General features: G+C 74.7%; 12 protein-coding genes. All 12 read left to right on the top strand.

The annotated features are described in order from the left end of the window. The first annotated feature begins 42 nt into the window (after positions 1-42). The 12 genes from smc to trmD all read left to right on the top strand — a co-directional run bounded on the left by smc (position 43) and on the right by trmD (position 13,913). The gene (smc, locus tag QMF98_RS10770) at positions 43-3,618 is read left to right on the top strand and encodes a chromosome segregation protein SMC (protein WP_337973041.1); all 3,576 of its coding nucleotides are present in this window, start codon (positions 43-45) and stop codon (positions 3,616-3,618) included. 131 nt (positions 3,619-3,749) lie between these two features. Further along, positions 3,750-4,109 (top strand): hypothetical protein, encoded by a 360-nt coding sequence (locus QMF98_RS10765; protein ID WP_337973040.1) that lies wholly within the window; start codon positions 3,750-3,752, stop codon positions 4,107-4,109. Between the two features lie 45 nt (positions 4,110-4,154). Further along, complete coding sequence (gene ftsY / locus QMF98_RS10760) at positions 4,155-5,348, top strand: signal recognition particle-docking protein FtsY (RefSeq protein ID WP_337973039.1); 1,194 nt, start codon at positions 4,155-4,157, stop codon at positions 5,346-5,348. Positions 5,349-5,505: 157 nt separating this feature from the next. Beyond that, complete coding sequence (locus QMF98_RS10755; RefSeq protein ID WP_291758745.1) at positions 5,506-6,825, top strand: ammonium transporter; 1,320 nt, start codon at positions 5,506-5,508, stop codon at positions 6,823-6,825. After that, on the top strand, positions 6,825-7,166 hold the full coding sequence (locus tag QMF98_RS10750) for a P-II family nitrogen regulator (protein WP_337973038.1): 342 nt from the start codon (positions 6,825-6,827) through the stop codon (positions 7,164-7,166). Before QMF98_RS10755 ends, QMF98_RS10750 begins: the two co-directional genes overlap by 1 nt. Before the next feature lie 3 nt (positions 7,167-7,169). Next, entirely contained in the window at positions 7,170-8,960 is a 1,791-nt protein-coding gene (locus tag QMF98_RS10745) for a [protein-PII] uridylyltransferase (RefSeq protein ID WP_337973037.1), read from the top strand. 27 nt (positions 8,961-8,987) lie between these two features. Next, positions 8,988-10,598 (top strand): signal recognition particle protein, encoded by a 1,611-nt coding sequence (ffh, locus tag QMF98_RS10740; RefSeq protein WP_337973036.1) that lies wholly within the window; start codon positions 8,988-8,990, stop codon positions 10,596-10,598. 5 nt (positions 10,599-10,603) lie between these two features. Beyond that, the gene (locus QMF98_RS10735; RefSeq protein ID WP_337973035.1) at positions 10,604-11,698 is read left to right on the top strand and encodes an amidohydrolase family protein; all 1,095 of its coding nucleotides are present in this window, start codon (positions 10,604-10,606) and stop codon (positions 11,696-11,698) included. A gap of 167 nt (positions 11,699-11,865) precedes the next feature. Further along, positions 11,866-12,276 carry a 30S ribosomal protein S16 gene (gene rpsP / locus QMF98_RS10730; RefSeq protein WP_337973034.1) on the top strand — a complete coding sequence of 137 codons (411 nt, stop codon included), beginning with the start codon at positions 11,866-11,868 and terminating at the stop codon, positions 12,274-12,276. Continuing rightward, positions 12,276-12,515 (top strand): RNA-binding protein, encoded by a 240-nt coding sequence (locus QMF98_RS10725; protein ID WP_263732578.1) that lies wholly within the window; start codon positions 12,276-12,278, stop codon positions 12,513-12,515. The genes rpsP and QMF98_RS10725 overlap by 1 nt, the downstream gene beginning before the upstream one ends. 2 nt (positions 12,516-12,517) lie before the next feature. Next, positions 12,518-13,108: a ribosome maturation factor RimM gene (rimM, locus tag QMF98_RS10720; RefSeq protein ID WP_337973033.1), complete on the top strand. Its 591-nt coding sequence runs from the start codon at positions 12,518-12,520 to the stop codon at positions 13,106-13,108. A gap of 7 nt (positions 13,109-13,115) precedes the next feature. Continuing rightward, positions 13,116-13,913, top strand: coding sequence for a tRNA (guanosine(37)-N1)-methyltransferase TrmD (trmD, locus tag QMF98_RS10715; RefSeq protein WP_337973032.1), 798 nt, complete (start codon positions 13,116-13,118; stop codon positions 13,911-13,913). The last annotated feature ends 238 nt before the right edge of the window (positions 13,914-14,151 follow it).

Raw genomic sequence — 14,151 nt, 5'->3', positions numbered from 1 at the left:
CGCCTCCGCGGCGCGCGCGGTGCCCGACCGTAGGCTGCCCCCGTGCACCTGAAGACCCTGACGCTGCGGGGCTTCAAGTCGTTCGCCTCCGCGACGACCCTGAGCTTCGAGCCGGGCATCACGTGCGTCGTGGGGCCCAACGGCTCCGGCAAGTCCAACGTGGTGGACGCCCTCGCCTGGGTGATGGGGGAGCAGGGCGCCAAGTCCCTGCGCGGCGGCACCATGGAGGACGTCATCTTCGCCGGCACCGCCGGCCGGCCGCCGCTCGGCCGTGCCGAGGTGTCCCTGACCATCGACAACACCGACGGCGCGCTGCCGATCGACTACACCGAGGTGTCGATCTCGCGGACCCTGTTCCGCAACGGCGGGTCGGAGTACGCGATCAACGGCCGCTCGTGCCGGCTGCTGGACATCCAGGAGCTGCTCTCGGACACCGGCATGGGCCGCGAGATGCACGTCATCGTCGGCCAGGGGCGCCTGGACACCGTCCTGCGCGCCACGCCGGAGGAGCGCCGCGGCTTCATCGAGGAGGCGGCGGGGGTGCTCAAGCACCGCCGGCGCAAGGAGAAGGCGCTCCGCAAGCTCGACGCGATGCAGGCCAACCTGACCCGGCTGGCGGACCTCACCACCGAGATCCGCCGCCAGCTCGGCCCGCTCGGCCGTCAGGCGGAGGTAGCCCGCAAGGCTGCCGTGGTGCAGACGGACGTGCGGGACGCCCGAGCCCGGCTGCTCGCCGACGACCTGGCGCAGCTGACCGCCGCGATGGCGCAGGAGACCGCGGACGAGACGGCGCTGCTGGCGCGGCGCGACGAGGTCGGCACCGAGCTGGCGACCACCCGCGACCAGCTGGCCACGCTCGAGCGGGCGGCCGCCGAGGCTGCACCCGCCGTCACGGAGGCCGGCGAGCTCTGGTACCGGCTCTCGGCGCTGCGTGAGCGGCTGCGCGGCACCGCGTCGCTGGCCGCGGACCGGGTGCGACTGCTCGGTGCCGCCGCACCGGAGCGGTCCGGCGGTCAGGACCCCGACGACCTGGTCGCCCAGGCGGCCCGGGCCCGTGCCGCCGAGGCGGAGCTCGGCACCGAGGTGGACCTGGCACGCGCGGCGCTCGAGGGTGCGGTGACCGCGCGGCAGCAGGCGGAGGCGGTGGCCACCGAGGCCGAGAAGGCGTTGGCCTCCGTGCTGCGGGCGGCCGCGGACCGTCGCGAGGGCGTGGCGCGGCTGGCCGGCCAGGTCGCCGCCCGCCGCAGCCGCCTCGAGGCGACGGGCGAGGAGATCGGCCGGCTGCGCGGGGCGCACGCGGCCGCGCAGCGCCGTGCCGAGGAGGCGACCACCCAGTTCGCGGCCTTGGAGGGCCAGGTAGCCGGCGCCGAGGAGGGCGAGGAGGGCCTGGACGCGGCCCACGAGAGCGCGGCCGACGCCCTGGAGACGGCGACGGAACGCGTCGGCGACCTGACGGAGCGGCTGGCGGAGGCCGAGCGCGAGCGCAGCACGCTGACGGCCCGCGCCGAGACGCTCGAGCTGAGCCTGTCGCGCAAGGACGGTGCCGGTGCGCTCCTCGCGGCCGACGGCCTGCGCGGGACCATCGGGTCGGTGGCCGCCCTGCTCTCGGTGGACCCACGCGACGAGGAGGCGGTGGTCGCCGCCCTGGGACCGCTCGCGGACGCGGTGGCGGTCGAGGGTGTCGACGCGGCCGTCGATGCCATCCGGTACCTGCGCGAGCAGGACGCAGGGCGGTCCGGCCTGCTGGTCAGCTCGGCGGCGCCCGCCGGTGCCGGGCCGGTCGACGACCTCCCGCTGCCGACCGGTGCCGACCGCGCCGTCGACCTGGTGCGCTGCCCGCCGGCGGTGCGGGACGCGGTGACGGCCGCCTTGGCCGGTGTCGTCGTCGTCGACGACCTCGCCACGGCCCGCGCGGTGCTCGGTGCCCGCCCCGACCTCGTCGTCGCCACCCGCACCGGTGACCTGCTGTCCGCCCACCGCGCGTCCGGAGGTTCCGCCGAGGCGCCCAGTGCCCTGCACCTGCAGGCCGCCCTCGACCAGGCGCGCTCGGGTGCCGAGCAGGCGCAGGCCCTGGCGGAGCGGCTGCGCTTCGAGCTGGCTGGCGCACGCGACCAGCAGACCGCTGCTCGACAGGCGTACCAGGAGACCCTCGACCGGCTCAACGAGTCCGACGCGGCGCTCGCGGCGGTCGCGGAGCAGCTCGCCACGCTGGGCTCGACGGCGCGGTCCGCCCGTGCCGAGGCCGAGCGGGTCCAGCAGTCGCTCGACGCTGCCGAGCGGACGCTGCAGGAGGACACCGAGGCGCTCGCCGAGCTGACCGAGCGGCTGGCTGCCGCGCAGGACCAGCCGGCGGACGGTGAGGACGCGGTCGCCGAGCGCACGTCCGAGCGTGACCGGACCGCGGCCCTCGCCACAGCGGCCCGCGGCAGGGAGACCGACGCCCGACTGACGCTCCGCACCGCCGAGGAGCGGGCGCGCGCGCTCGCCGGCCGCGCCGACTCGCTCGAGCGTGCCGCTGCCGCGGAACGGACGGCGCGCGAGCGTGCCGCGGAGCGCGAACGCGCCCGCGCCCGCCAGGCGGCCGTCGCCGCCGCCGTGCACGAGGGCGCGCGCCGCGCGCTCCTGGTGCTCGACGAGTCGCTGCGACGCGCCTCGCAGGAGCGGGACGCCGCCGAGGCCGCCCGTGCGGAGCGGGACCAGGAGCTCGCCGCGACCCGCGCTCGTGCCGAGGCGCTGACGGCGCAGCTCGCCGAGCTCACCGACGTGGCGCACCGCGACGAGGTCGCCCGCACCCAGCAGCGCCTGCGCATCGAGGCCCTCGCGCAGCGGTCGGTCGAGGAGCTCGGCATCGACCCCGAGGTGCTGGTCGAGGAGTACGGCCCCCACCAGCCGGTGCCGGTGGTGCTCGCTCCCGGCACCGAGCCCGATCCCGAGGCACCGACGTCCGTGCCGTACGTCCGCGAGCAGCAGGAGAAGCGGCTGCGCGCCGCCGAGCGAGCGCTGGCTCTGCTGGGCCGCGTCAACCCGCTGGCGCTGGAGGAGTTCGCGGCGCTGGAGGAGCGGCACAAGTTCCTCACCGACCAGCTGGCGGACCTGAAGTCGTCCCGGGCGGACCTGCTGCAGATCGTGCGCGAGATCGACGAGCGCGTGGAGCAGGTGTTCGCGGAGGCCTATGCCGACACCGCCGCCGCGTTCGAGCAGGTGTTCCCGCGGCTGTTCCCGGGTGGTGAGGGACGGCTGGTGCTGACCGAGCCGGCGGACATGCTCACCACGGGCGTCGAGGTCGAGGCCCGTCCCGCCGGCAAGAAGGTCAAGCGGCTGTCGCTGCTGTCCGGTGGCGAGCGGTCGCTGACAGCCGTCGCCCTGCTGGTGGCGATCTTCAAGGCGCGACCGAGCCCGTTCTACGTGATGGACGAGGTGGAGGCGGCGCTCGACGACGCCAACCTCGGACGGCTGATCGAGGTGCTGCGCGAGCTGCAGGCCGATTCGCAGCTGCTGATCGTGACCCACCAGAAGCGGACGATGGAGATCGCCGACGCGCTGTACGGCGTCACGATGCGGGACGACGGTGTCACGACGGTGATCAGCCAGCGCCTCCGCGAGGACGTGCCGGCCTGAGGCGGCCGCCGGACCGGTCCACCGGTCCGGTCGGGGCGCCGGGTGGGACGGGTGTGAAGGTTGTGTGACCGGCACGGTGGGATGCGCCACCATTGCCGGTCGAGGCCGCGCGGGCGACGGAGACTGGACCCATGGCCGCTGTGATCCTCGTCGTCGTCGCGCTCCTCGTCACCGTCGTCGTCCTCCTGGCGTCGACGCCGCGCGGTCGGGACGAGGAGTCGCCGCTGCGGGCGTTCCGGCGTGGCCTGCGCGCCCGCCGCCACCCGGATGCCGACCAGGTCGCCGCCGCACGGGCCGCCGCGGTCGAGCCCGTCGACGTCTCGCTCGGCGAGATGCTCGCCGCCAACGTCGAGCGCGGCGAGGGCTACGTCTCCGTGGACGAGCTCACCGAGCCGCTGCTGCACGCGCGGGAGATGGCCGCCCGGGTGCTTCCGGGCCGGGACGCCGGCGGGTCCGACGACGCCGAGCACGGGGTGCTCACCTCCCGCTGAGGCGCCGGCTCGCCCCGGGCACCTCCGCACCGACAGACTGTGCCGGTGACTCATGAGCTCCTGACCTGGTTGCTGGCCGGCGGTGTCCCGCTCGCCGTGGTGGTCGCCGCCTCGACCGTGCTGGTGCGCCGCCGCGGTCGGGACACCACCACCCCGACGCTGCCCGCCCCGCCGGCACCTCCGGCCCCGACCGGCGAGCCGCAGGTCGAGGCCGCGCCGGTGCCGCAGCCGGGGACGGAGCCGACCGCGACCGCGCCGGTCGAGGAGGCGGTCGCCGCCCCTCCGCTCGAGGTCCCGGCCCCCGCCGCCGGCCGCCTCGTCCGGCTCCGCGACCGGCTGGCGAGGTCGGGATCCCCGTTCGGCGCCCGCCTGCTGGCGGTGCTGTCCCGGGACCGGCTGACCGAGGACGACTGGGACGAGCTGGAGGAGACGCTGCTCCTCGCGGACGTGGGCGCCGGCCCCACCACCGAGCTGATCGACGCGCTGCGGACGCGCGTGCGGGTCGAGGGCCTCGCGGACCCTGCCCAGGCCCGGGCGCTGCTGCGCGAGCAGCTGCTCGCCATCGTCGACCCGACGCTCGACCGCAGCCTGCGCACGGAGCCCGGTACGGGCGCCGACGGCGCGCCGGTCCCCGCGGTGCTGCTCGTCGTCGGCGTGAACGGGACGGGCAAGACCACGACCGTCGGCAAGCTGGCCCGCGTGCTGGTCGCGCAGGGCCGCACGGTGGTGCTCGGCGCCGCCGACACGTTCCGGGCCGCGGCCGCGGACCAGCTGGCGACGTGGGGTTCCCGCGTGGGCGTCCGCACGGTCCGTGCCGAGCGGGAAGGCGGTGACCCGGCCGCCGTCGCGTTCGACGCGGTGCGCGAGGGTCGCACGGAGGGCGTCGACGTCGTGCTCGTGGACACCGCCGGGCGCCTGCAGAACAAGGCCGGCCTGATGGACGAGCTCGGCAAGATCACGCGCGTCATCCAGCGCGAGGCCCCGCTGTCCGAGGTGCTGCTGGTGCTGGACGCCACCACCGGGCAGAACGGCCTGGTGCAGGCGCGGGTGTTCGCCGAGGTCGCCGGGGTGACGGGCATCGTGCTGACCAAGCTCGACGGCACGGCCAAGGGCGGCATCGTCGTCGCCGTGCAGCGTGAGCTGGGGGTGCCGGTCAAGCTCGTCGGGCTGGGGGAGGGCGCCGACGACCTGGCGCCCTTCGAGCCGGAGGCGTTCGTGGACGGTCTTCTCGGAGCGTGAGACCACGGGTGCCCGGACACACGATGTTTACGTGCCAGGGGCGCTCGTGACGCCGTCGTAACACCCGCGGCGTCGCCGGGAAACGCCGGTCCTCCACCGTTGGACCCGTGTCCAGCCACCCGGCTGGCGACGGGAGAAACGGGTAATCCGGATGCTGATGGCAGATTTTCAGCTGAACTCCGGCAACACCGCCTGGATGCTGACGTCGGCAGTGATCGTCCTCATGATGACGGTCCCTGCGCTGGCGTTCTTCTACGGCGGGATGGTCCGGGGCAGGTCCGTCCTCAACATGCTGATGATGAACTACGTCGCAGCGGGGATCGTGGGCTTCGTCTGGTTGCTGTGGGGCTACTCGATGTCCTTCGGCACCGACACGACAGGCATCAACCAGTTCTTCGGCAACCCCTTCCAGTTCTTCGGGATGAACAACCTGACCGATGCGGCGAGCCCGCTCGCGTCCGGCGGGGTGCCGGCATTCGCGGTCGTGGCCTTCCAGGCGACGTTCGCCGTGATCACCGTCGCGCTGATCACCGGGGCGATCGCGGACCGCATGAAGTTCGGGGCGTGGATCTGGTTCTCGGTGATCTGGGCGACGATCGTCTACTTCCCGATGGCCCACATGGTGTGGGCCGGCGGGTTCCTCGGCGTCGGCGGGTTCATCTCGCAGCACATCTCGACGCCGATCGACTTCGCCGGCGGGACCGTCGTGCACATCGACGCCGGTGCGGCCGGTCTGGCGCTCGCGCTGCTCCTCGGCAAGCGCAAGGGCTGGCCGCGTGAGCCCATGCGGCCGCACAACCTGCCGTTCGTCATGCTGGGCGCAGCCCTGCTGTGGGTCGGCTGGTTCGGCTTCAACGCCGGGTCCGAGGGTGCCGCCGACGCGGTCGCCGGTCGTGCGTGGCTCAACACGTTCCTCGCCACCTGCGTCGCGATGCTGGCGTGGCTCGCCACGGAGAAGGTCCGGGACGGTCACGCGACGTCCCTGGGTGCCGCGTCGGGCATCGTGGCCGGCCTGGTCGCGATCACCCCGGCCGCTGCGGCGGTCGACACCTGGGGTGCGATCGTCATCGGCGCCGTCGCCGGCGTGCTGTGCGCCGTCGCGATCGGCATCAAGTACAAGTTCGGCTTCGACGACGCGCTCGACGTCGTCGGCGTCCACCTGGTCGGCGGCATCACCGGCACGGTGCTGATCGGGTTCCTCGCCACCAACAACCAGGGCGCGTGGTACCCGACCGGGTCCAAGAACGGTCTGTTCTACGGCGGCGGCGTGACCCAGCTCCTCGCACAGGTGCTGGTGGCAGCGTTCGCCGTGGTGTTCTCCTTCGTGCTCACCTGGGTGATCGGCTCGATCCTCAAGGCCGCCGGCGGCATCCGCCTGTCGGAGGACGTCGAGGTCGGCGGCATCGACCTCGCGGTGCACGGTGAGTCCGCGTACGAGACCCTGGGCGCCACCCGCGTCGTGACGGAGGTGAAGTGATGACCAAGCTGGTGACGGCGGTCATCCAGCCGCATCGGCTGGACGACGTGAAGTCCGCGCTGCAGGCGGCCGGTGTGGCGGGTCTGACGGTGACCGAGGCCAGCGGCTACGGCCGCCAGCGCGGGCACACGGAGGTCTACCGGGGTGCCGAGTACACGGTGGACCTGGTCCCCAAGGTGAAGATCGACGTCCTCGTGGCCGACGAGGACGCCGAGGGGGCGGTCACGGTGATCGTCCAGGCCGCGCAGACCGGGAAGATCGGCGACGGCAAGGTCTGGGTGACGCCCGTCGAGGACGTCGTCCGGGTGCGCACCGGTGAGCACGGGCCGGATGCGCTCTAGCCGATGAGCGACGAGCGGCCGCCCTCGGGGGGAGCGGCCGGGCAGGGGCCGACGCAGGTCCCGCACCTGGCGGTGCGGGACCTGCGTCGTGAGCGTCTGGACCTGGCCGAGCAGCTGGCGGGTCCCGGTGCCGACGGGGTGCTGCGCCGCCGTCGGGTCGCGGACCTGGTGGTCCAGCGCCTGGCGGAGCTGTGGGACACGGCCACCGCCGGGCTCGACACGACCGGGATGGCGCTCGGCGCGGTCGGCAGCATCGGACGCGGGGACGCCTCGCCCGTCAGCGACCTGGACCTGGTGCTGGTGCACGAGGGCCGTGGGCGGTCGCCGGAGGACCTCGCGCACATCGCCGAGCGGCTCTGGTACCCGATCTGGGACGCCCGGCTGGAGCTCGACCACTCGGTGCGGTCTCTCGCGCAGTGCCGCCAGGTGGCGTCCAAGGACCTTCCGGCGGCCGTCGGGCTGCTGGAGCTGCGCCACGTCGCCGGCGACCCCGTGGTCGTGGCCCGGGCGATGTCGGCGCTGCTCGAGGACTGGCGCGCGGCCGCCCGGCGCCGACTGCCCGAGCTGCTGGCCTCCACCCGGACGCGCGCGGACCGGCACGGGGAGCTGGCCTACCTCATCGAGCCCGACCTGAAGGAGGCGCGCGGCGGCATCCGCGACGCCGTCGTGCTGTCGGCGCTCGCGGCCACCTGGTTGACCGACCGTCCGCACGGCGCCGTGGACACCGCCTACGAGCACCTGCTCGACGTGCGGGACACCGTGCAGCTGGTCACCGGCCGCCACACCAACCGGCTGATCCTGGCGGACCAGGACGAGGTGGCGGGCCGGGTCGGTTTCGACGACCGCGACGACCTGCTGGCCTCCATCGCCGAGGCCGGCCGGGTCATCTCCTATGCCCTGGACACCACGGCCCGCAACGCCCGTCAGGCGCTGCAGCGGCCCGCGCCCAAACCGTTCCTGGTGCGGGGCCGCCGGCAGCCGCCCCGGCTGCGCACGATCGCGGAGGGCCTGGTGGAGCACGACGGTGAGCTGGTGCTCGCCGCCGACGCCCGCCCCGCCGACGACCCGGTGCTGTCGCTGCGCGCGGCCGCGACGGCCGCGCGCACCGGTCTCGTGCTGTCCCCGGTGACGGTCGCGAGCCTCGAGGCCTCCCCTCCGCTGCCGGTGCCGTGGCCCCGCTCGGCGCGCACCGCGCTGCTGAGCCTGCTCGGCTCCGGGCCCGCGCAGGTGCCGGTGTGGGAGGCCCTCGACCTCGCGGGGGTGGTCACCACGTGGATCCCCGAGTGGGCCGCGGTGCGCAACCGTCCGCAGCGGTCACCGATCCACCGGCACACCGTGGACCGTCACCTGGTGGAGACGGTGGCCCGTGCCGGTCGCGACCGGCACGCCGGCGACCAGTCGGACACGCTGCTGCTCGCGGCGCTGCTGCACGACATCGGCAAGCGGGCGGGCGCGGGCGACCACTCCGTCGAGGGGGCACGGCTCGCCGGCCCGGTCGTCACGCGGATGGGCTTCCCGGACGAGGTCGCCGCGGACGTCGTCCGGCTGGTGCGTGAGCACCTGACCCTCGCCGAGCTGGCCACCACCGAGGACCTGGACGACCCGGCCACCGTGCAGCGCCTGCTGACCGCGGTGGACCACCGGGCGGACCTGCTGGGCATGCTCCGGGTGCTGACGGAGGCGGACGCCTCCGCGGCCGGACCCGCCGCCTGGACCACGTGGCGCCAGCGGCTGGTGGACGACCTCGTCGCACGGGCCGGGCGTGCGCTGGCAGGTACCCTGGACCGTCCGTAGCCCCAAGAGCCCACGAGGTCTGCCGCGGTGTTCGCCACCCTCTCCGACCGCCTGACGTCGACGTTCCGCAACCTGCGCACCAAGGGCAGGCTGTCCGAGGCGGACATCGACGCCACGGTGCGCGAGATCCGTCGCGCCCTGCTGGACGCGGACGTCGCCGTCACCGTCGTGCGCGCGTTCACCGCCGCGGTGCGCGAGCGGGCGCTGTCGGCCGAGGTCTCCGGCGCGCTCAACCCGGCCCAGCAGGTCGTCAAGATCGTCAACGACGAGCTGGTGACCATCCTCGGTGGTCAGACGCGCAACCTGCGGCTGGCGAAGAACCCGCCGACGGTCATCCTGCTGGCGGGTCTGCAGGGTGCCGGCAAGACGACGCTGGCCGGCAAGCTGGCCGTCTGGCTGAAGGGCCAGGGCCACACGCCCCTGCTGGTGGCGGCCGACCTGCAGCGCCCGAACGCCGTCACCCAGCTCCAGGTGGTGGGGGAGCGGGCCGGCGTGCCGGTGTACGCACCGCACCCCGGCAACCAGGCCGCGGCCGACCTCGACGAGCTCCCGGCCGGCGCCGACCCGGTGGCTGTGGCGCGCGACGGGGTCGCGACCGCCCGCAGCCGTCAGCACGACGTGGTGATCGTCGACACGGCCGGTCGGCTCGGCGTCGACGCCGAGCTGATGGCGCAGGCGGCCGACATCCGCGACGCCGTGCAGCCGGACGAGACGCTGTTCGTCGTCGACGCGATGATCGGCCAGGACGCCGTCACGACGGCCCGCGCCTTCGCCGACGGCGTCGGCTTCACCGGCGTGGTGCTGTCCAAGCTGGACGGCGACGCCCGCGGCGGTGCGGCCCTGTCCATCGCCAGCGTCACCGAGCGGCCCATCCTGTTCGCCTCGACCGGCGAGAAGCTGACCGACTTCGAGGTGTTCCACCCCGACCGCATGGCCTCCCGCATCCTCGACATGGGTGACGTGCTCACCCTGATCGAGCAGGCGGAGCGGGCGTTCGACGCCGAGCAGGCCGAGAAGATGGCCGGCAAGCTGGCCGCGGGCGAGGACTTCACGCTCGAGGACTTCCTGGTCCAGATGCAGCAGCTGCGCAACGCCGGCCCGCTGAAGAAGATGCTCGGCATGCTGCCCGGCATGGGCCAGATGCGGGAGGCGCTCGACTCGTTCGACGAGCGCGAGGTGGACCGGATCCAGGCGATCATCCAGTCGATGACGCCGCTGGAGCGCCGCAGCCCCAAGGTGATCAACGGCTCGCGCCGGTCCCGCATCGCCGCCGGCTCCGGCACCCAGCCGTCGGACGTCAACCAGCTGCTCGACCGGTTCGACGCGGCGCAGAAGATGATGCGCCAGATGGCCCGCAGCGGCGGGATGGGCGCGATGCCGGGCATGGGGAACCTGCCGGGCATGGGCGGCAAGAAGTCGCGCGGCCGGACGGTCGCCCCGGCGCGCAAGGTCAAGGGCAAGTCCGGCAACCCGGCGAAGCGGGCGCTGCAGGAGCGGGCGGCCGCCGAACGCACGACCGCGGGACCGACGACGGCGGCGCCGGGCTCCGCGTTCGGTCTCGGCCGACCGCCGGCACCGGGCGGCGACGGCTCCGACGTCCAGCTGCCCTCCGGGCTCGACGGGCTGCTCGGCCGCTGACGGCCATGGCGGACGTCCTGCACCTGCGCGGGCCGGTGGTGCTCGGCGACGGGCTCGAGGCGCCGGAGGCCTGGGTGCTGGGCGGCCGCATCACGTACGAGCGGCCGTCCGGCCCGGCCGTGGACCTCACGGGCTGGGTGCTGCCCGGTCTGGTGGACGTGCACTGCCACATCGGCCTCGGGGCTAACGGGGCCGTCGACCGGGAGACCGCCGAGGCCCAGGCGGTGTCCGACCGCGACTCCGGCGTGCTGCTGATCCGGGACGCGGGGTCGCCGGCCGACACCCGGTGGGTGGACGACCGCCGGGACCTGCCCAGGCTGGTCCGCGCCGGTCACCACCTCGCCCTGCCCAAGCGATACCTGCGCCACTACGCCCGCGAGCTGAGCTCGCCGGACGAGCTGCCCACGGCGATGGCGCAGGAGGCGGCCCGTGGCGACGGCTGGGTGAAGATCGTCGCCGACTGGATCGACCGTGACCTCGGTCCGGAGGGTGACCTCCGCCCGCTGTGGCCGGACGACGTGCTGACCGGCGGGATCGCGGCCGCCCACGCCGCCGGTGCCCGCGTCACGGCGCACACGTTCGCCACCGAGGCCCTCGACCCGCTGCTCGACGCGGGGGTCGACTGCCTCGAGCACGCGACGGGTGCCGACGCCCGGCAGATCGACCGCATCGCCGCCGCCGGCATCCCCGTGACGGCGACCCTGCTGCAGGTCGAGCGGTTCGCCGCGATCGCCGACCAGGCGGACCGCTACCCGGTGTACGCCGCGCGGATGCGGGCGATGCACGCCCGCCGGCACGCCCAGGTCCGCGACCTGCACGACGCCGGCGTCCCGATCCTGCTCGGCACCGACGCCGGGGGCACCATCGGCCACGGCCGGATCGCCGACGAGGCCGCAGCGCTGGTCGAGGCCGGGCTGCCGGCGGCCGACGTGGTGGCGGCCGCCTCGTGGCGGACCCGCGCGTGGCTCGGCGCCGCCGGTCTCGACGAGGGTGCACCGGCCGATCTCGTCGTCTATCCCGCGGACCCGCGTCAGGACGTCCGGGTGCTGGCGGCGCCGGAGGCCGTCGTCCTGCGCGGCGAGGTGGTCGCAGCCCGCTGAGCCGGTGGTTGGGCGCCGCCCCAGGCGTCTGGCAGAATGGCCCGCTGTACTCGGCATGCGCAGCCCCTCTACCTGCGCGCCGCCGTGTCCCTCGGCTGGACCGGTGCCCCCACCCCCACGGGCGGCACGGCGAGGCCACCCCGCAGACTCAGGAGAACACCCCGCTCGTGGCCACCAAGATCCGCCTGAAGCGCTTCGGCAAGATCCGCGCTCCGTACTACCGCATCGTCGTCGCCGACTCCCGCACCCGCCGTGACGGCCGGGTCATCGAGGAGATCGGCAAGTACCACCCCACCGAGGAGCCCTCGCTGATCGAGGTCGACTCCGCCCGTGCGCAGCACTGGCTGACCGTCGGCGCGCAGCCCACCGACCAGGTGCTCGCCATCCTCAAGGTCACCGGCGACTGGCAGAAGTTCAAGGGTCTCCCGGGTGCCGAGGGCACGCTGCGGACCAAGGCCGCCAAGGTCGACCCGAAGGCCGCGATCGACAAGGTCGCCGCCGACGCCGAGAAGGTCAAGGCCGACGCGTCGTCCGCCAAGGCCGCAGCTCCGGCACCGGCCGAGGACGAGCAGGCCTGATGCTCGCCGACGCGCTCGAGCACCTCGTCCGGGGGATCGTCGACCATCCGGACGACGTGCACGTGCGCGCGGCCAGCCTGCGCCGCGGTGAGCTGCTCGAGGTCCGGGTCAACCCCGAGGACCTCGGGCGGGTCATCGGCCGCGGCGGACGCACGGCGCGCGCGCTGCGGACGGTCGTCGGGGCGCTGTCCCGCGACGGAGCGGTGCGGATCGACGTCGTGGACGTCGACCGCCGCTGACGGTGCTGCTCACCGTCGCCCGCGTGGGCCGTGCGCACGGCCTGCGCGGTGAGGTCTCGCTCGACCTGCGCACCGATGCCCCGGCCGACCGCCTCGTGGTCGGCCGGGAGCTGCGCACCGACCCCGCGTCCGCCGGGCCCCTGACGCCCACCCGCGTGCGGGAGCAGCAGGGCCGCTGGTTCGTCACGTTCGCGGAGGCGTCCGACCGCACCGCCGCGGAGGCGCTGCGCGGGGTGAGCCTCGTGGTGGACGCCGAGGAGGCGGACGAGGACGACGACGCCTGGTACGAGCACCAGCTGGTCGGCCTGCGTGCCGAGCACGTGGACGGCCGGCTGCTCGGCGAGGTCGTCGGACTGCAGAGCGGTCCGGCCCACGACCTCCTCGTGCTGCGGGAGCCCGACGGTGCCCGGAGCCTCGTGCCGTTCGTGCAGGCGATCGTGCCGGTGGTCGACGTCCCCGGCGGCCGCGTCGTGCTCGACCCCCCGGGCGGTCTGCTCGCCTCGGACGCGGCCAACCTCGTCGTCGTCCGTGACGACGAGCCGGACGACGACGAGCCGGACGACGACCTCGTCCCCACCGACACTCGAGGCTGAGCGCAGCGTGCGGATCGACGTCGTCACCATCTTCCCGGAGTACCTGTCCGCGCTCGACGTCTCGCTGGTGGGCAAGGCCCGCACCTCCGGCCTGCTCGACGTGCGGGTGCACGACCTGCGGGACTGGACCGACGACCGGCACCGGACCGTGGACGACACGCCGTTCGGCGGTGGTGCCGGCATGGTGATGCGTCCGGACGTCTGGGGCCGCGCCCTGGACGACGTGCTCGGTGCCGACGGGCATCTCGTCGTGCCGACGCCCTCGGGCGTGCCGTTCACGCAGCGCACCGCCGAGGCGTTCGCCACCCAGCCGCACCTCGTCATCGCGTGCGGTCGGTACGAGGGCATCGACGCCCGCGTGATGGAGCACTACCGGTCGCGCGGGGCGGTCAGCGAGGTGTCGCTCGGCGACTACGTGCTCAACGGTGGGGAGGTCGCCGCGCTGGCGATCGTCGAGGCGACGGCCCGCCTGGTGCCCGGGGTGCTGGGCAACCCGGAGTCCCTGGTGGAGGAGTCGCACGGGTCCTCGGGTCTGCTCGAGTACCCCGTCTACACCAAGCCGCCGGTGTGGGGGGACCTGGAGGTGCCGCCCGTCCTCCTGTCCGGGCACCACGGCCGGGTGCGCCGGTGGCGCCGGGACCGGTCGTTGGAGCGCACGGCGGAGCGCCGGCCCGACCTGCTCGCCGCGCTCGACCCCACGGAGCTCGACCGTGCGGACCGCACCCTGCTCGCGGCCCTCGGGTGGGTCGTGGCCGAGGGCCGGCTGCAGCGGGTCCCCGTGGGGCCGGTCGACGCGACTCCCTGAGCCGCCACCGGCCGGCACGCCGCTGGCGCGGGCGACCGGATTCCCCGCCCGTGCCGCCGTGTGGCAGACTTGCGGACCGGCGCGCGTCGGTCGTGTCCTCTGCCGCAGGGGAGACCGCCAGGACGCCCGGTCCCGTGCTCGTCTCGGGTCCGGCGACGCCGGACCACTCGTTCATCGGGTGCACCGCCCCGACCCGCCTCGTGCGGTCGGCGAGGTCCGCCCAGCATCGTTCCTGACC

It is taken from the genome of Cellulomonas sp. NTE-D12 (assembly GCF_027923705.1).
GTDB lineage: Bacteria > Actinomycetota > Actinomycetes > Actinomycetales > Cellulomonadaceae > Cellulomonas.
Note: the sequence above shows the minus strand (reverse complement) of the source record. Positions and strands in the feature narration are given on the sequence as shown.